Source organism: Pseudoalteromonas gelatinilytica, from assembly GCF_001641615.1.
GTDB classification, from domain to species: domain Bacteria; phylum Pseudomonadota; class Gammaproteobacteria; order Enterobacterales; family Alteromonadaceae; genus Pseudoalteromonas; species Pseudoalteromonas gelatinilytica.
Genome location: NZ_LRRU01000020.1, coordinates 727828 through 746145, shown reverse-complemented (window position 1 = coordinate 746145; position 18318 = coordinate 727828). Strand labels below are relative to the sequence as shown.

Genomic DNA, 18318 nt, shown 5'->3' with positions numbered 1-18318 from the left:
CATATTTATGGCTAAGCAACATTCTCAGGGCGGGGTGAAATTCCCCACCGGCGGTATACTTTAAATTTAAGTGAGCCCGCGAGCGCTTTAACGTTGGTTAAAGGTCAGCAGATCTGGTGAGAGGCCAGAGCCGACGGTGATAGTCCGGATGAAAGAGAATATAGTTAATCTATAAAACAGTAATTGGCTGCCTGCGGGTGGTCTTTTTTGCTGTGCCTTTCAATGTCCTGAATCTTTTCATATTTAATTTAATAGGTATTAAAAATGATGATTCAGTCTTCTTTACTTAGCCAATTTGGCGAACCACTTGAACGCGTTGAACGTGCTATTGCTGCCTTGCAGCAAGGTGAAGGCGTACTTGTAGTAGATGACGAAAACCGTGAAAACGAAGGTGATTTTGTGTATTCAGCACAGCACCTGACAACAGAGCAAATGGCCATGATGATCCGTGAAGGCAGCGGTATTGTGTGTCTTTGCATGGGCGATGAGCGTGTTAAACAGCTTGATTTACCACAAATGGTTGAGCATAACACCAGTCAGAACAAAACAGCGTATACAGTGACCATTGAAGCTAAAACGGGCGTGACAACCGGCGTTTCAGCAGCTGATCGTGTAACCACCATTAAAGCGGCAACAGCTGACAATGCAAAGCCTGAAGATTTATCTCGCCCAGGACATGTGTTTGGACTGCGAGCACAAACGGGTGGGGTATTAGTGCGCCGTGGCCATACTGAGGCATCGGTTGATTTAATGCAGTTAGCGGGTTTAACACCGTTTGGTGTTATTTGCGAATTAACGAATCCAGACGGTTCAATGGCTCGCTTGCCTCAAGTAAGCAAGTTTGCCAATGAGCACAACATGCCTGTTGTATCGATTGAAGATTTAGTTGCCTACCTCCAAGCAACGCAAAAACAGGCTTGTTAAAAGCGTTAAGCTGTAAGTAAAAAATAAGGCCACTCTTGTGGCCTTTATTTATTGTAATTTCTCAATAGCTTGTTTAGCACTTTCACTGTCAGGATTAAGTTTTAGCGCATTTTTGTAACTTGCTAATGCTTTTTGTTTATCACCAGCTGCTAAATATGCTTCACCTAAACTGTCAAACGTATTTGCGGAATCTGGGTAAGATTGATTGTTGAGTTCAAACACTGTGATTGCGGCATTTAGCTCATCCATCTGCATTAATTCATAGCCAAAGTAGTTTAGCGACCTTTCTCTCGGCGTATTCCCCTCACTCACCATTTGCTGATAGGTATTCTTTAACCCTGCAATACCTTCACGTTTAAATGCGTTGTAAAGTTTACTATCTGCATGCTCTGTCGCTTTTTCGTAGGGTTTACCATAGTAAATTGCAAGTAAGCCATTAGTCATTGGAGTGAGTGGCGCACCACCGGTATTATTTAAAATAATAACCAGTAATTTGTCTTCGATGATTCTACTTATAAATGCATTAAAACCATTAATACCACCGCCATGTTGGATACGTGTCAGGGGTTTTCCGTAGGTACTTTCATCAAGGCTTGTTACTTCCCAACCAAGTGCATAATTTCTTTGTTCAGAAACGTGATACATCTGCTTTTTATATTCGTTGTTCAATAACTTATCCGTGTAGAGAGCGTGATCCCATTTTAATAAATCTCGTGCTGTTGAATACATAGACCCAGCAGCATACGGGATAGACATATCTAAATAATCAGTATTGCTATAGCCTGCTAGGCCATTGTCGTAACCTGATACGCGAAATTTAATGATTTTATTGTGAGAGTCATAGCCTGTATCCTTCATATCGAGTGGATCTAAAATATTCTTCTGTAATACGTCTTGATATTTTTGACCTGTTACCTTTTCGATTACCGCACCCAAAATAAAGTAGCCAGAATTGCTATAACGAAAGTCAGTGCCGGGTTCGAACATTAGATCATCACTACATAGTAAGCGAATAAATTCATCAACACTGTAGGGGTTTCGACTGTACTCATCACGAAACGATTTTGCTTGAGTATAATTACCAAGACCAGAGGTGTGATTAAGTATTTGGCGAAGGGTGATTTTAGTGGCTATATCTTGTCTGTAATCAGGGAGGTATGTTGCAAGGTGATCATCGAGTTTAAGTTTTCCATCTTGTGCCAATTGCAAAATTAACATGGCAGTAAATTGTTTGGTAATTGAACCAATTCTAAATTTACTTTTATTACTATGTTTTATATCCCATTCAAAGTTGGCATAGCCAACGCTTTGTTCAAACAGTACTTTTCCATCCTTTGCAACTAACACATTGCCATTAAACTGCTTAAAGTTATGAAAGCCATTAATAAAGTCAGCCATTTCTGCTTGCATGTTTTGGCTGTGTGCGAGGCTTGAAATTGCGAGTAGATAAAAAACTACAAGTAGTCTTAATTTCTTAAAGAATATGTTCATTGCTGTCCTTGTTATTTGTTAGTTACATTAGTCTATGTAAAACCTCATTGCGCATGGCTTGATTGATAAGGCTGACCATTCTGGTGTGGTTCAAATTACTGTAATGCACAACAGATACACTCTTATTTTGAAGTGCTTGCCAATAACCAGCGGGGCTTATTGGGTCAGCGTTACTGACATAGAGTGTGGTCCTATTAGCTGATTGTTTGTCTTTCAGTAGGGCGATTAAATCAAGCTGTGTTTCATCAATACCACTGTCTTTAATCACGTCTTTTACTACGATTTTCCCCTACACACAATAACTTAGCAATCAAGCAGTAATAATGCAATCGGATAATATTTGAACAAGGGTTGTAAGAGGATTGTACTACCACCTAGCGGTAAATCCTCGGTTATCTATGTGAACAAAACCACCGTGGTGGGAGGCGGGTTTATAGCGGCCAATACCGCCATTATAGCGGCTCTGTTTTTGGAATTTTTCAAACACTTTATAAAGCACGTCAACATCAGCAATCGTTAGTTTGCCATCACCGTTTAAATCGTCCATTCGGCCATCACCATCTTCGTCTATATATAAGTCAAAGGCATCGCCATATTGATGTCGGCTGTGTTTGCCATTACCAATTGATCGATTGTAGTGGGGTGTTCTATAGCCGCTAATAAAAGCAAACTTGCTAACTTTAATCCCTTCATTTTGTACAAACGTGAGCAGATCTTCGAGCATCAACAAGCCATCGTTGTTGACATAAAGATACTTTGGAAAGCCACTTACTTGTTTACATATCACGTTTTTAATTTGCACATGAGGAGTCAGTTGGCGAGTTAAGTCTTCCTGTGTTACTTCAATAAATCCATTTGGCGCACTGTACTGTGGGTAGTTTTTATAAGGTGCAGGGTAGAGGCCGATTTGGTAATTATTCAATTGCTTATTGTTGGCATTGAATGGTGTTTTCACTATAACGAGTAAGTGTTTGCGGGTAATATTGTTACTCAGTACTAGGTTATAAAACCCTGCATTTTCTGGGGCATAAACGGCAAGACTATTTGGCCCTAATCGCTCTGTCTCAACATCTGATACTGCAGCAGCTGTAAAATCAGCCGTGTTATCAAGTGTTAGCACTTGTTTCGCATCAAGTACAAGGCTGTGCAGCGAGTCAGTTAATTCAATGGCAGCAACAGAGTATGTAGTTAACACTAAGCACACACTTAAAATAATACGGCTGAAATACATAGTGACCTCTAAATTGTATTGTTTGCTAATGGCGTGGTGAGTGCTTTTAATAACGCGCCATCGCGATTATAAACGTCGGTATAAAATTGTAGGCCCTCGTCGTTACCCGCAACGGTCCAATACATTAAAAGTACGTCTAGCGGTTTTGATAAGCTGACTTTTTTAGTCTCTTTTGCTGCAATGGCGTCATCAATTTCACTACGGCTCCAATTATCTGACGTTTCTAAGATTTTCTCAGCCAAGGTGAATGGGTCATCAACTCTTACACAGCCGTGGCTAAATGCACGTTGGTCTTGCTGAAATAAACTTTTTGCAGGGGTATCGTGCAAATAGATTGAGTATTTATTAGGGAACATGAATTTTATTTGTCCCAGTGAATTATTCTCTGAAGGTTGTTGTACAAACCAATACGGAAAATTTTTACGGCTGGCATTCGCCCAATCAATACTCTCGCTATCCACGGGATTACGGCGGCTATCAACCACAACAAAGTCTTTCTCGTTTAAGTAGTTTGGATTTTCTTTCATTTTTTTGATGATGCCACCTGAAATGCTCCGAGGTACTGTCCAGGTTGGGTTCATCACGATATAGCTCATTTGCCCTTTAAATATTGGCGTTTTGGTGTAGTTTCTGCCTACAACTACATTGGTTTGCCATTTTAATTTATTGTCTTCAAATAAATACAGCAGGTAACCTGCGATATTAACCACTAAGAAGCGCTCTGTTAGGGTATTATCAACCCAACGAATGCGCTCTAGGTTCACTAAAATATCATTGACGTATTCGCTGTAATCTTTGTTGAGTAGTTTTAACGTTGCATTACCAATCACACCATCATCAGCAACTTGATGCGCATTTTGAAAGCGTTTAACTGCTGCCACCAGCTCATCATCATAATCCGTGACGTCACTTTCACTGCCTTCAAAATAGTTTAATCGCTTTAACTTTTGCCTTAAGAGCGGCACAGCTGGGTCTGATTGACCCGGTTTTAAAACATTGTTTTGCAATACGATGGCTGGTAATTCACCTGTGGCATCAAGCTCTCGGTAAAACACGAGGGCGTCTTTTAGGCGTTGATAATGTGGTAAAACAGGCTTGAGGTTTTCAAGTCCCTTATCAAGGCTTTTTGATTTTACATGTTTAAGTAATGAGGCGGCCGCGGCATCAGGGCTGACATCAAATTGTTCATAGTTCCATGTGGCTGCAAGTTGTTTTGGGTTAACTTTTCCGCGTATAAGGTGTTTTGCATAGGTCATGACAGCATCTGTCATCAGTACATCAAACTGGGCTTCGACGGCATCGGCTCCACGTTTATCTATCTCGCTGGCTAGTGCCATTAAAGTATCAAAGTGATAGTCATTAGGGGAGAGGCCTTCAAGTTCAGCTTGGGCAATTAAGTTGAGCGCTTGTTTAGCATATTTGCTGTCATCCCATACCCGTTCAAAGCCGTTTGCTTTGTAAGTGGCAATGGTCATTTCGGGGGAGTGGATTTGTTGTTTTTCAATACTGTGAGATTCACCAATCAGAATAGGCTCAAGCTGTTGTTGTAAGTACTGATTTTCGGCCAGCACAGGCATGCAAATGGATAAACAACTTACCAAAGCTGTGTAGCGAAGAATTTTCATAGCTATGTCCTTATAACGTATTTTTTTAATTTGCTTACATTGTTTCTTTTTTGCTCATTTAAGCTTAGCAAAGCAATGCAATTTATAGGAACATATTTTTTAAATAAAAACGCTTGGCAAATGAGTTTGCCAAGCGCTTGGTTGGGATTTTAAAGGGAGTTTAATGACTGGTTGTTTGTAATTTTGCTTCTGGCTCTGCTTTTTTACCTCTTAGCTTGCCAATTAAGCGTTTAAAATCTTCTAACGCGACGTACTGACAAGGGATTAAAATAAGCGTAATGACCGTTGCAAATAACACCCCGAATGCCAGTGATACAGCCATAGGGATAACAATTTTTGCTTGTAAGCTTGTTTCCATAATGATTGGTAATACACCAATAAAGGTTGTGACAGAGGTCAGTAAGATAGCTCTAAAACGACGACCACCGGCTTGCATTACCGCGTCTTTAATTGCAACACCTTCTGCGCGGGCCTTATTAACAAAGTCGACCATTACTAGCGAGTCATTTACCACAACACCTGCAACCGCGATAATACCAAATACTGACAGGCTGCTCATTGTCATACCTAAAATCATATGACCGAACATTGCACCAATTACACCAAATGGAATAACCGACATAATAATAAACGGCTGTGAGTATGAACGAAGTGGAATCGCTAACAGTGCAAAGATGATCAGCATTGATAGAGCAAAGTCACGCACTTGTTCTGCCACACTGTCCATTTCTTCTTGAATACGACCCGCTACATTACTTTCTACGCCTGGGTAGCTTTTCAGTAGGCTAGGTAAATACTCATCACGGATTTCTTTTGCAATGGCAAATGGTTCAGCTTGGTCTGTGTTAACGGCTGCCCACACATTTACCGTACGTTTAGCATTTTCACGACGAATACGGTTTACACCATCAACAATATTTACTTTAGCTACTTCAGCCAGCGGCACTTCAACTCCTGTTGGCGTAATGATACGTGCATCTGTGATGTCACTTACCGCGTTACGTGATTCACGAGGGTAGCGGATCATTACTTTAATTTCTTCACCGTCACGTAAAATACGTTGTGCTTCTAGGCCGTAGTAACTAAAGCTAACTTGTGATGCTACATCCGAGAGGGTTAAACCTAAGCTGTAAGCAAGCGGTTTAAGTTCAAGTTGTACTTCATCGGTTGCTGATTGGAGTGAGTCATTAACATCACCCACACCTTCCATGCTATTTAATTTCTCTTTTAATAGCGCAGCCACTTCTTTAAGTTTGTTGATGTCTTTACCTTCAAGGCGGAAGCTTACATCACCGTCATCGCGACCCCCATTCATGATACTGTCTTCAATATTCAGCGTTTTCACACCTGGTAATGGTGGCATTTGCTCGCGCCACATTGCACTTAACTGGAATGTATCAATAGGGCGTAAATCGGGTTCAACTAAAATTGCCATGATACGTGCGCTGGTTCTGCCGCGCAGACTAACCGATAAATCGCGGATCATCGGTTGACCATATTGCTCTTCAACTTGTTTATCGACATCTAGAATCAGTTTCTCAATTGTTTGCGCTGTTTCAAGAGTCGCTTGCTCTGATGACGATAAATTCATTTCAATTGAGATACGTGGGAAATCATGTGGAATTTTAGGGTTCGCAACAAACTTCACTAAACCACCCGCGAACATACCGCCACTGACAATCAGTACACAAATAAAACCAACAATAACGGTGTAGCGATAGTGAATACAGTGACCAATGAATGGAGTGTAATAATTATCGACAAAGTTTTTAAGTCCTTTATCCATTCCTAAGCGTAAGCGATGTAAAGGGTTTTTAGGATTCGCTGGTTTATTTTTCATTGCCGCCAAGTGAGCAGGCAAGATTAGTTTTGATTCAATCAATGAGAACACTAAACATAAGATGATCACACCGCCTATGGCTTTCGAAAACGCAGAGCCTGGGCCTGATGCCAGTGTTTGCGGTAAGAATGCGGCAATCGTGGTTAACACACCAAAGGTTGCAGGAATAGCAACACGTTTTACGCCGCGTACTACGTTATCAAGGCTGTGACCATGTTTTTCAATTTCAGAACTAGCTGACTCACCCACTACGATAGCGTCATCAACGACTATCCCGAGTACCAGAATAAATGCGAATAACGAGGCTAAGTTGATAGTGACATCTAAAAAGCCCATTGGCATCATTAAAAATGCACCTAAGAATGACACAGGTAAACCCATCATCACCCAAAATGCTAAACGAAGTGGTAAGAATAGCGCCAGTACCACCATGACTAAAATACCACCCCATACCATGTTGTCGATCATCATGTTAAGACGACCTTCAAGGTAGTAAGTTAAATCAACAATCGGAGACAGTTTTACGCCAGCCGGAAGCTGTGGTGCTTTTTCTGCTAGGTAGTTTTTTAATACCCCTGCAACTTTCGTGATGTCTTGATCTTTTGATGCATTAACTTCAAATGTTAGTGAGTTTTTACCATTGTACTTAGAATATTGCAGGCCTTCTTCAAAGCCATCATGCACAGTGGCCACATCGCCTAAGAACACTTGTGCGCCATCAGGTAAGTGTAATAATGGTAGATTTTCGAACTCTTTACCACGATACGCTTGGTTTTCAACACGCATCGAAATATAGCCATTTTCTGAGCGAATTTGACCAGCTGACATATTTGCAGAGAAGCTGCGAACGGCTGTAGCAATATCACGGAAGGTTAAACCATACTCACGTAGTTTATCTGGGCTAATTTCGATGCCAATTTCATAATTTAAACCACTATGAAATTCAACCAAGTTGATTTGAGGTAAGGCTTGTAATTCATCTTTTATGTCGTTACCAAGCTCTTTTAGTTGGTAATTTGTCATATCGCCATACAGGGCTAAGATCATTACCTCTTGCTCGTACTTATCACGACGTACAATAGGGCGTTCCATCTCAGCTGGGAAGGTATTGATTGAATCAACCTGCATCTTGATTTCATCGAGTACTTCTTGAGGGTCGTACTTTTCTTCGATTTCGATCCAAGCTTGTGAAAAACCACGGTTTGAATAGGTAATTAAGCGTTTAATGCCTTCGAGCCCTTCTAAAGACTCTTCGACCTTGATGGTGATCCCTTCTTCAACCTCTTGCGGCGCTGCACCCGGATAAACAGCTTGAATGCTGATCCAGTTGCTTTCAAATTGCGGGAACATTTGTTTACGGATAGACATTGCCGTTAACAAACCGCCCACTAAGATAAAAATCATAAGCAAATTTGCAGCAACCGGGTTGCGTGCAAACCAGGCAATAAGCCCTTTTTCTCTGTGCGTGGTCATGGCTTATTCCTCTTTTAACGCTAACTGCGTTGTTGGCGCATTAAGCTTTGCATTATCAAGCTTGACTGCCATGCCTTCAGTTGGGTATTCAAGTGCCGAGGTAATCAGTTGCTCACCATTAGCAAGGCCATTGTCGGCGATCACCATGCCATTTTGTTCTCGCACTATATTAAGTGTTTTAAACGAGAGTGTTTCACCGTCTTGTAACACGGCGACTTTGCTGTCTTTTACTAAGTGATGCGGTACCACAATCGCGTTGTCCAGCGCACGACCTTGAATGGTTGCATTTATGTATGAACCGAAACGTAGTGGTTGTTTTTGCTCATAAGGTGTTGCTACTTGCGCTACCAAATAATTCATGCGGCTGCGTTGGTCAACAACCCCTTCGCTACGTACAATAGTCGCTTGCCATGTAGTTTGTTTACCCGCAAATTCAGCGTTAATTGATACGCTGGCGCCAATACCTTGATTATTTAGGTATTGCAGATCTTTATCTGCTACAGGTAAACGAATTTCAGCCAGTGACGTCGAGCTTAGGCTACCAAAACTGTTACCTGGGTTTACCACACTGCCTAAACTAATTAAGCGCTCGTCGATAATCGCATCATAAGGCGCTTTAATGTAAGTGCGCTCAAGATTACGTTTAGCGCGTTTTACACTGGCTTGTGCAGCGCGGTAACTTGCAAGTTTTTCAGCAAGTTGTGGTTTACGTAGATATAGCTCAGATGGAATAACTTGGTTTGAGTCACCTTTGATGCGATCCCATTCGGCTTGTGCAACTGACACCTGAGCACGTTCAATCTCAAGTGCTGAGCTTGCTTGCGCTAGTCCCGCTTCTGCTTCAATGAGTGCAGCTTCGTAATCATTTGGATCAATTCGTGCTAGAATGTCGCCTTGCTTAACAAATCCACCTTGTACAAATTGTTCTGATAACGACACAACCTGACCGCTCACTTGCGCAACAAGCTCAGTTTGGTTTTTAGGTTTAACGATACCGTATGATTTTACATCGAGGGTAATGGCGTCAAAGCTTAACGGTTTAATTGATACAAGCGGTCGCAGATCTTGTTCTGGTTTTTCGACTGGCGGTTGCTTCATTGAGGCAAATGCGAATGCCATTCCAAGTCCGCCGACTAATACGGCGATAGGGAGAATGATTTGTTTTTTACTAGCCACGGGATAGTCCCTCACGGTTGACGGTAATTAAAAATAAATTTGTTAGGCTAAGCATACGCAATAAAGTGTTTACAAGGCGTTTGAAGATGTAACAAACCATTACACATATTACAAAGACGCTACAAAGGTTCTATAAGAGGTACTCAATGACAGATAAAATGGCATGTAGATTAGGCTGTGGCGCCTGTTGTATTGCACCCAGTATTAGCTCACCGATACCAGGAATGCCAAACGGGAAAGCGGCGGGAGAGCGCTGTATTCAACTCGACGATAATAACCTATGTAAATTATTTGGTGATGAATCAAGGCCTAAGGTGTGTAGTGACTTTTCTGCTACCATCGATGTATGTGGCACCACTAACGAACAAGCACTGTATTTAATTACTGAACTTGAACAGATGACTTAAAAAAGATTAAACCTTTAACACTTTTTAACGGTTGCTGGGATCAGTTGTGTTTTATGGCTAAAGTTTTCTTCATGTTATTTAAAAATAATAAAGAACGACTTGTCTGTTTTAGAATACAAGAAACAATACTTGCGAAATTAACTATGAAAATACATGTAATCATCTATCTGATGTTAGCAAGCTCATTTACTTATGCAATACCACTGCAAGTCAAACTTGATCACAGCTCAGAAACGCAATTGCATACTAATCAACAACTCGTTGATGCATTAAAATCAAATAATAAAGACCAGTTTTTAAAAGCGCTAGCTGCTGGGGCTGATCCAAATTATCAAATTAATCAATCGAGTAGTGTTTTAAGCTTAGCCACGATTAATCTCGACTCTAACTTTTTAAGTGAGCTACTTCAAATGGGTGGAAATCCCAATAGTTACAGAGTGTCTGCAAAACGAAATTTAATATTTGAAGTATTAGGGCCAGATAGAATAGAGCACCTAAGAACTTTACTTAGGTTTTCTCCAAAACTAGATGTTAAGGATGGTACAGGCTCAACACCAATAATATATGCTGCGATATTGAGTAACTACACTGCGATGAAATTACTAATTGAAAAAGGCGCTGACACGTCACTCAAAAATAATTTTGGCTATGATGCTTTAAAGATCTTAGAAGATAACTCCACTCGAGAATGTCATCAGTCTGAGTGCTCGCAACTAAATGAAGTGAAACAGATTATTATGAAATAATTAATCGTTCTCAACGAAAAATGCCAGTCAATTGACTGGCATTATTGTTTTTGCTTACCACGTGTAGGTAGCGCTAAGAGTATATTGCTCGCCGCGACCAGGGGTACCCGGGACTTCTTCGAATGATTCATCCCAAATGTTGTCAGCTGCAAAGGTTACAAACACATTATCAAGCTGGGCTGGGGTAAATTTTAGCGTTAACTGCGTGAAGAAGGCTTCATCATCAGAGCTACGTAGGCGGTTATTGTGTTGCTTACGCCATTCGTTATCGATACGCAGCTCAAGCACATCCATTGGTTGCCATACTGCACCCAGTGTTACACGGTGATCAGGGTAGTTAAGCGCATAAAAGCTCGCATCAATATCTGCCGTGCCATAGTCTTCTGACTTTTCTAAATAGGTGTAGCTGGCAATCAACTCAGTGCTTTCAAACGATTTATTCGCTAAAAACTCAACGCCCAAGGTGTCTATATCAACCGGGTTTGCAAAACGTGCTGAGGTTGCATCAAAGCGATATGTCCAATCCGTAAGGTTTTTATCTTTACGGTAGAAAATAGCTGAATCTAAACGCCATGAAGACTGTTCAATCAGTAAACCTAATTCAAGGTTATCGGTGGTTTCGCGCTCAAGGCTGTAGTTACTTCTGAATAATCCGCCCGTTTCGCTGCCGCCAATAGCGGTATAACCGGGAACTTGTGTTGCCTCGGCGTATGACGCATACCAAGTATGTTCACTGCCATTTTGATTAGCTACTTTAAGGCTGGCATCGGCAATAAATGAGGTATCTGAGCTATCACGGTTGGTATCATCAAATGCAGCACCAACACGTAAAGTAAGCTCTTTGTTTGCTGTAAGGGCTGATTTGTACTCAGGCAAGATACTTAGCTTAGTGTAATTACGTGATGTAAAATTGTTTTCAAGAGATGTTGATTCAATTTCATCAGCAATAAATTGCCCAGCATAATTAATTGCATAGCGGTCATTTAAACGGTGACGTCCAGAGAGTGCTAATGACTTAACTGTGGTTTCGTGAAACGCTTCAAAAATAGCTGGGTTTTCACGAGACAAAACATAATGGTCGTTATGTTTACGATAATAGCCAGTCACTTCAAAGGTATTGCTCTCACCATACATTTGTTTGTGATTGAGCATGAAAAGCTTGGTTTCAAGGTCTTCGGTTTCATTAAAATTAAATGGCGTGTATAGATTTGGCCAACCAAAAAACTTCTCTTGGCGCCCGAACATTAAATCGGTTTGCGAGGTAGAGCTTGCAATTTGAACGCGTGCTGAGGCACGTTCAAAGTCGTGGTCGCCATTATCAATTGAGCCATCGCTTTTTGAGTGCGAGTATTCACCCTCAAAACCTAATCGCCAATCAGGTTTACTATCCAGCTTTTGGCTATGGGCAGCATGAATGCTTTGTAAATTAAAGCCATTCGTACCTGTGCCAAGTGAAACGCTGCCAGTGCTTGTGATAGGGCGCCAGCCAAATGAAACCGTGCCAACCGAGCTATTCATACCATAAAGGGCATTATCAGCCCCTGTAAGCACTGAAGGGCCTGTTAGCATCTGTGGGGCAATAGGAATTTCAGCAAAGTAGTGACCAGATTGAGGGTCAAATAATGTACTGCTACCGACACGAAAGCCAGTATTTTCGAAGATACCACCACGAATAGTGACATCAGCTTGAGCTTCAGCCATATTGCGTGATTGCAAATCGACACGTGGGTCATATTCTAAGTTTGATACCGGCGCATCAAAAGTACCAACCGGTTCTTTATTTGCGGTTGCTGAAACTTCAACGGTGATTTGTTCAATATTGTTGGTGTCTTCTGCTAGTACTGAGCAAGTGACGAATAATGCGGGAAGTGTAAGCTGTACTGCGCGTACCATCTAAAACTCTCTTGATTTTGTTTAATCTGGGTAGTGGGCTAGTTAGGCGCACTGAAAATTGCGGGTATTGTATCTGAATCACTGAGTTATACCACTCCAACCAGATTTCAGCAGGCAATAAAAAACCGCGCTAAGGCGCGGTCTTTTAACTAAAACGGTGTTTAGTTTTGATTAATAGATTGCGGTGGGAAGTTACTTAGAATGTTAGCAACCGTTTCTTTGATAACTTCAGTGCGCTTTTCAGGTGATTGATTTTTTTGCAAACGACCTTCTTTAGCACCACGCCAAACTAATTGGTTAGAAGCACGGTCAACTACGTCTAGAATTAACGTACCCACTTCATATTCGCGAGTGGTGGTTTGCGTGTTATAACCCATACCCCAGTAATTCCAGCGTGCACCGTAACCTACGTTAAAGGTATCAACATCAATTTTTGTATCAACTGAGGCATGATAGTTAATCAGTACATCTGCTTGTGCTAAATCAACTAGCTTCATACCGCTTTTTTCAAGTTCAGCATTAACAGCTTCACGAACGCGTTTTTCCATTAAAGGACTAATTTGGTAGTTCGCTACGTTTTTAGTCAAGCTGGCATTAGGTACCCAAGAGAAGGTTTTATAATTACTAAAATCTGCTGATTTGTCGTAATCCCAATCAGGCGTTTTAGCGCAAGCCGCTAAAAATAATACAGCCGTCGCGATTAATAAGTTCTTCATATTGTTTGCTCCTTGGCAAAATTTCCACTACTTGATTGATAACATAACACAAATAATACTCAACTGAATGATTATTTAAAAAACTATGGCACATTTACAAAAAAGTACTGTAATAGTTTGTAATTAAGCAGTGTGTTCCACTTCTATCCAATCTCTTTCATCGACCCAGTTTTGTGCACCATCTTTAACAGTACGAATAGGGACGATGTAATCACAGCTAACTTGTGGTTTAACTGAGGCAAAAATCGGCACAAAGCCAAAGCTTAGCGCTGTTTCGATAATTGCTTTTTGGTTTTGTGGGTCGATATCGGCTGCTTCATCGATATAAATCGGAATACGATACAAGTTTTGTTCTTGGTCGCTTAATAAGTAACGAATAAACAGCATGCCACACAGTAGCTTAATGGTAATACGAGTACCGTTAGAGCCGGCTGAATCGATTTTTTCGAAGTGTTCAGTTTCGCCAGCACGGTTTACTACCTCAAAACGAATATCAAATAAATCGGTCAGAGTTAAACCGGCTTTTTCTGAGGCAAGCTTAATTAAATGATCTTTCGCTTCATTTACCGCAGACTCGCTATAAGGCTCTTGGCTTAATAGGTCTAGGGTATCGCCTTGCTCAAACTGATTTGAGGTACTGATAATTGTATCAATGCTATCAACCAGCATCTTGCGCGGAATAACATTAATTTTGAATGCTTGAAGGTTAGAGATACGGTGCTGACTAATTCCTTTATTAAAGCTATTCATTTCTCGGCGCAGGCGGTCTAAGTCTTCGCGCAAGCCTTTAATAGTAGCGGCTACTTCGGTTAACGCAACGCGGCCTTGACGCTCAACGGCATCGCGCTCGTTGTCGATGTTATGAAACGCGCTAATAAGCTTTTCGTATTTAGTAAACTCATCGTTTTCGTTATCAAATTTAGTAATACCCGCATTGTAAATATGTAGGTAGGTATTACGTACGTTGATATCAAAGTTACGTAACTCTTGGCAGTCTTTATTGAAGTGGTGAATAAGATCGCTCAAGTTATCAAAATCAATAGTGATTTCAATCATGTATGGAGTCACTTTACCTGAGTAAACATCAAGGGTGTGATCGATACGTTCAGATTTAACTTGGCGTAAACGATCAGCTTGGCGGGCAAGCAGATCTTTTTTCGACTTGATAATTGAACGACGGTCGCTGATTGAGCCACTGTTCTTTTGAATGTCTTGCAGGTAGTCGTCAACTTGTTCGCGCTCTGCATTTAATTGCTCTTTTAGCATGGTTTGTGCATCGACAGATTGCTGCATGATTTCAAATTGTTCAAAGCGTTTTAATGCTTCTTCTGAGGCCATTAGCTCATCATATAAGGCATCTTTTTCTTTTTGCTTTTCGGCGACATTAGCAGCAACTTCGCGTTGTTGTTTAAACTCTTTTAGTGAGTTTTCTAGGGCAGCGAGTTGCGCGGTTAATTGCTCTTTATTTTCGCCCGTTTGCATTTGCACTGGGCTTAGCTTTTTAAGTTTAATCGTCGCGCCAGGAAGAGTTAGTACACCGCCTTTCACATTTGCCGATAACTGCTCTAAGAACTCACCAAAGGCATCTTCGTCTGTGATCTCAACATCACCATTGCTGGTGGTGGCAAACGATAATATATCTGGGTTTAGAATACGCGAAATCTCTTCAACTTCTTTTAAAGATAAATCTTCACGCATACGGGTGAATAAATTGAACTCAAGGTTCTTCAGCTGTAATTTTAAGCTCTTAATTTGCTTTTGTGTTTCGCTAATACGGTAATCAAGCGTGTGCAAGCTTTGCCCTTGGGCACTGCTTAATGAATGAGATAGCGATTCATAATCTTGTTTAAGCTGTGTAAGGCTTACTTTTAGGGTGGCTTTATTAACTAATTCAAACTCAGATTTAAGCGCTCGATAATCTAAAAACCATTGTTCAATTTGAGTTTGTTTACGCTCAATATCACGGGATTGCTGAATATACAGCTGCTGCTTTTGTTCGAACTCGTGCTTTTCGTGTTCGATATCCTCAAGGGCAATATTTAGCTCAGAGAGTTGCTCTTGTTGATAGGTTTCAAAGTCAATCAGTGCTTGGTCAATTTTTGGCGCATAGGCAGCAAGTTTACCTTTTAAAACCGTTTGGTTTTCAAGCATAGATTCAAGAGCTGCGATTGGCTCTTGCATTGACTCAAGGGCTTTTAATTCACGTTTAGCGCGATTCACTTTATCAAATGAACGTCGCCATACTTCATAAAAATCAACCCGTGAGTTTGACATATGGCGCTCAAATACGCGTAACATAAAGCGTTTAACATCGCTGGCACCTAACTTATGCAAGTTAAGGATACGGCGGAATATTTCTTTGTAAATCGCGGAGTCTTGCACGTTATTGAGGGGGATCATTTTTAAGTTGATATCGCCATCAAATGGGGTTGCGCCGCCAGTGAGTAGGGCGTTTAGTTCTTGCGCTTTTAATTCAATTGGATTGAAACCTTGCTCTTTTAAGTGATTAAAAAGCTTGGTGAATTTTACAATAGTTTTGCCTTGAGTGTAGTGATCAAGGTTCAACTTACCTTGGTAGCAAAAAAACTGATGCGCGTAACCAGCAATTTTACCAAGGCCAGCAACACCAATCACCACAGGGCCATTAGGTAGGTCAGCTTCGAGTAAAATATAGGATTGATCTGATGAAAAGTAGAATTTTCGGGTTTCGTCTAAATCGTGGCCATCCCATTCTGTTAGACGTAAATCATTGATCAATGGAAATTGCAGGGCATTAATTACCGAGCTTTTACCGGTATTATTAGGTGCACAGATTGAACTACTTTTATCCAGCGGGATCACGCATTTTGCATAGCCAGCGGTATTTAAAAGCGCAAGTTTGCTGAGTCCGTATAGGCTTTGGCTTTGCATTATTCGTCATCTCCTAGGTAGGTTTCTTCGTTTACTTCCATTAATGCATCGATATAACGATAAATAGGTGCTTGCAGCATAAAGCCGTTTTCTACTTCGCGAGCAAGACCTAAACGCACCATACGTAGGTAAACGTCTTTGCGTAAATCTGAGCCTGAGAAGATTTCTAATTGATCAAACAGGTGCTTGTTGATTTGCACTAAGGTTTGCATCAGTTCAAGGTCGTTTACTTCGTCAAACAAGGCACGCATTGGATCTTTACCAGTATTGGCATAGTGCTCAATCAAGATGTAGATAGTCAGTGCGATGGCACGCGAAATTTTACCCATATTTGGGGTGCTTTCGTCGCTTCCAAAATAGTAAAAGCCACGGCTATCATGTTGTAGGTCGTGGCCAAGGGCGTTAAATAACGCGCGATAAGCATCAATGTGTTGATCAAGCTCTTGCCACATCAGCGTGTCTTGTTCGCTAATGTGGTAGCCTGATGTGAGCTTTTTATTAATAGCTTGCAGATGCGTTAAATCATCTAAATTAATATCTGTCATGGTTATTGCTCTGTTGCTTTTTTATCGTCAGCAATCGATGAGTTAAATGGGTAAAGAGAGAAGTGTTGCTGGGCAATTTTTATTTTTACTTTCTCTTGGCTTTGGCTGATTTCAAGGTCGCCATCGCTAATCAATTTTTGATACAAGAACAGCATTTCGTCAGCCTCAAGATCTGGGTAGCTTTCATCTAAGAAACTAAGCAGCGGCTGAGCTTTTTTGCTGGCTTTTTTAAAGCGTTTTCTAAATTGTGTTTTAACATCGTTGTAATCAGGAATATGCGGGCTTTGATAGGCGGGCACATCATCATGTTCAGGAAGCTGATATTCATCGTGCTCAAAGTCAACTAAGCCTGCCATATAGGCCACGATATGACGTTGCTGACCAAGTGAAAAACGTTGTGCGTCTGAAACAAAGTTAGGCTGTACTGCACTTAACATGTTATCGACGCCATTTTTACGCACTAAACCAAGCACTTTAGCCGCTTGGCGAGTAATTAGGTTGTTACGGCGTAACTCTTCCCGTAGCGGCATCAGCATATCGGCGCTTTTACGTAAACTTTCACGACCAACTAAATGCATTTCTAAAATACGGGTACGTAATTGTTCAAGCATGCGCTTGTCTTGATATGACTTACCTAGGCGATCAATTTGCTCTATTTGCGTGCTAATTTGCGCTTCGATGGTATTAAAGCAAGCGTGGAAGTCACCACGAATATCCACCATTTCAAGCATAGGCTCAATGTATTCATCGAATGCTTCAATTACTGCTTGATAGCGTTTTTGCAGTGATTGTACCGCGTTATCAGCTTTTGCTTGCTCAACAATATTTAAAATCGCGTTTTCATTGTGGGCAAACAATTTCATTATTTTGCGTACCCGATCATCCATAATACGGCTGAAGCGACGAAGCTCATCGTAATCTTCAATTTCACCCGCTTTAGCAAGGCGATTACCAAGGCGAGCTAAATCATCAACAAGCACACTAATTTCTTGGGCAAGACCTAGGTGTTCTTCTTGTAGTAAAAAAGTCGCAAAATCGGCGATTGCACGGTTAATTTCTAACTGCGATGATTTTGCCAGTGGAATGATAATATCTTGATTCAATAAACGATTTGTTTCTTTATAAATGCGTTCATTTGACCAGGAAGGTTGTTTTTGTTTTATCGCATTTTGTACGTCTTTTAAGCTGAAATCAGCCATCTTAAAACGTTTAAATAGCAGTTCTAACACCCCCCAATGTTCAGTAAGGGTATTTAATAACTTTTTAGCTGGGATCATAAAGCTCCAGTAAATTCAGACTTTGGTGTTAGCGATTAGTAGTAAATTATGTAATTGAGAATAG

General features: G+C 40.9%; 14 protein-coding genes and 1 riboswitch. Of the genes, 3 read left to right on the top strand and 11 right to left on the bottom strand.

The window, feature by feature from the left end:
- Positions 1–16: 16 nt before the first annotated feature.
- A riboswitch (FMN riboswitch) is annotated at positions 17–164 on the top strand.
- A 106-nt stretch (positions 165–270) separates the two neighbouring features.
- The gene (gene ribB / locus NH153_RS16335; RefSeq protein WP_105174345.1) at positions 271–924 is read left to right on the top strand and encodes a 3,4-dihydroxy-2-butanone-4-phosphate synthase; all 654 of its coding nucleotides are present in this window, start codon (positions 271–273) and stop codon (positions 922–924) included.
- 48 nt (positions 925–972) lie between these two features.
- On the opposite strand, the gene NH153_RS16330 is transcribed toward ribB, so the two are convergent.
- The 6 genes from NH153_RS16330 to NH153_RS16305 all read right to left on the bottom strand — a co-directional run bounded on the left by NH153_RS16330 (position 973) and on the right by NH153_RS16305 (position 9760).
- The gene (locus NH153_RS16330) at positions 973–2415 is read right to left on the bottom strand and encodes a serine hydrolase domain-containing protein (protein ID WP_063705810.1); all 1443 of its coding nucleotides are present in this window, start codon (positions 2413–2415) and stop codon (positions 973–975) included.
- Between the two features lie 22 nt (positions 2416–2437).
- Positions 2438–2683: a hypothetical protein gene (locus NH153_RS16325; protein ID WP_063705808.1), complete on the bottom strand. Its 246-nt coding sequence runs from the start codon at positions 2681–2683 to the stop codon at positions 2438–2440.
- A gap of 99 nt (positions 2684–2782) precedes the next feature.
- Complete coding sequence (locus NH153_RS16320) at positions 2783–3646, bottom strand: D-Ala-D-Ala carboxypeptidase family metallohydrolase (protein ID WP_063705806.1); 864 nt, start codon at positions 3644–3646, stop codon at positions 2783–2785.
- A gap of 8 nt (positions 3647–3654) precedes the next feature.
- Positions 3655–5271: a L,D-transpeptidase family protein gene (locus NH153_RS16315; protein WP_063705803.1), complete on the bottom strand. Its 1617-nt coding sequence runs from the start codon at positions 5269–5271 to the stop codon at positions 3655–3657.
- 160 nt (positions 5272–5431) lie between these two features.
- On the bottom strand, positions 5432–8584 hold the full coding sequence (locus NH153_RS16310; RefSeq protein ID WP_063705801.1) for an efflux RND transporter permease subunit: 3153 nt from the start codon (positions 8582–8584) through the stop codon (positions 5432–5434).
- Positions 8585–8587: 3 nt separating this feature from the next.
- Positions 8588–9760, bottom strand: a complete 1173-nt coding sequence (locus NH153_RS16305; RefSeq protein WP_063705798.1) for an efflux RND transporter periplasmic adaptor subunit — start codon at positions 9758–9760, stop codon at positions 8588–8590.
- A gap of 158 nt (positions 9761–9918) precedes the next feature.
- Between NH153_RS16305 and NH153_RS16300 the strand changes: the two genes are divergently transcribed.
- Both NH153_RS16300 and NH153_RS16295 read left to right on the top strand, forming a co-directional pair.
- On the top strand, positions 9919–10167 hold the full coding sequence (locus tag NH153_RS16300) for a YkgJ family cysteine cluster protein (RefSeq protein ID WP_054562006.1): 249 nt from the start codon (positions 9919–9921) through the stop codon (positions 10165–10167).
- A 53-nt stretch (positions 10168–10220) separates the two neighbouring features.
- On the top strand, positions 10221–10913 hold the full coding sequence (locus NH153_RS16295) for an ankyrin repeat domain-containing protein (RefSeq protein WP_138625178.1): 693 nt from the start codon (positions 10221–10223) through the stop codon (positions 10911–10913).
- A gap of 54 nt (positions 10914–10967) precedes the next feature.
- Here NH153_RS16295 and NH153_RS16290 read toward each other — a convergent pair whose 3' ends face one another.
- The 5 genes from NH153_RS16290 to NH153_RS16270 form a co-directional block, all read right to left on the bottom strand.
- Positions 10968–12806 carry a TonB-dependent receptor gene (locus NH153_RS16290; protein WP_063705794.1) on the bottom strand — a complete coding sequence of 613 codons (1839 nt, stop codon included), beginning with the start codon at positions 12804–12806 and terminating at the stop codon, positions 10968–10970.
- 161 nt (positions 12807–12967) lie between these two features.
- Entirely contained in the window at positions 12968–13522 is a 555-nt protein-coding gene (locus NH153_RS16285) for a DUF4136 domain-containing protein (RefSeq protein ID WP_063705792.1), read from the bottom strand.
- 123 nt (positions 13523–13645) lie between these two features.
- The gene (locus NH153_RS16280) at positions 13646–16432 is read right to left on the bottom strand and encodes an Mks condensin complex protein MksF (protein ID WP_063705790.1); all 2787 of its coding nucleotides are present in this window, start codon (positions 16430–16432) and stop codon (positions 13646–13648) included.
- Positions 16432–16977 (bottom strand): condensin complex protein MksE, encoded by a 546-nt coding sequence (locus tag NH153_RS16275; RefSeq protein ID WP_063705788.1) that lies wholly within the window; start codon positions 16975–16977, stop codon positions 16432–16434. Before NH153_RS16275 ends, NH153_RS16280 begins: the two co-directional genes overlap by 1 nt.
- Positions 16978–16979: 2 nt before the next feature.
- A complete protein-coding gene (locus NH153_RS16270) occupies positions 16980–18254 on the bottom strand; it encodes an MksB family condensin complex protein (protein ID WP_063705786.1) in 1275 nt (424 codons plus the stop codon).
- Positions 18255–18318 lie beyond the last annotated feature (64 nt).

Bases quoted from the DNA above. Each gene is read 5' to 3' on its own strand.
- NH153_RS16310 (WP_063705801.1), bottom strand. From the start codon at position 8,584: ATGACCACGCACAGAGAAAAAGGGCTTATTGCCTGGTTTGCACGCAAC.
- NH153_RS16320 (WP_063705806.1), bottom strand. From the start codon at position 3,646: ATGTATTTCAGCCGTATTATTTTAAGTGTGTGCTTAGTGTTAACTACA.
- NH153_RS16280 (WP_063705790.1), bottom strand. From the start codon at position 16,432: ATGCAAAGCCAAAGCCTATACGGACTCAGCAAACTTGCGCTTTTAAAT.
- NH153_RS16290 (WP_063705794.1), bottom strand. From the start codon at position 12,806: ATGGTACGCGCAGTACAGCTTACACTTCCCGCATTATTCGTCACTTGC.
- NH153_RS16300 (WP_054562006.1), top strand. From the start codon at position 9,919: ATGGCATGTAGATTAGGCTGTGGCGCCTGTTGTATTGCACCCAGTATT.
- NH153_RS16330 (WP_063705810.1), bottom strand. From the start codon at position 2,415: ATGAACATATTCTTTAAGAAATTAAGACTACTTGTAGTTTTTTATCTA.
- NH153_RS16275 (WP_063705788.1), bottom strand. From the start codon at position 16,977: ATGACAGATATTAATTTAGATGATTTAACGCATCTGCAAGCTATTAAT.
- NH153_RS16295 (WP_138625178.1), top strand. From the start codon at position 10,221: ATGGCTAAAGTTTTCTTCATGTTATTTAAAAATAATAAAGAACGACTT.
- NH153_RS16270 (WP_063705786.1), bottom strand. From the start codon at position 18,254: ATGATCCCAGCTAAAAAGTTATTAAATACCCTTACTGAACATTGGGGG.
- NH153_RS16285 (WP_063705792.1), bottom strand. From the start codon at position 13,522: ATGAAGAACTTATTAATCGCGACGGCTGTATTATTTTTAGCGGCTTGC.
- NH153_RS16315 (WP_063705803.1), bottom strand. From the start codon at position 5,271: ATGAAAATTCTTCGCTACACAGCTTTGGTAAGTTGTTTATCCATTTGC.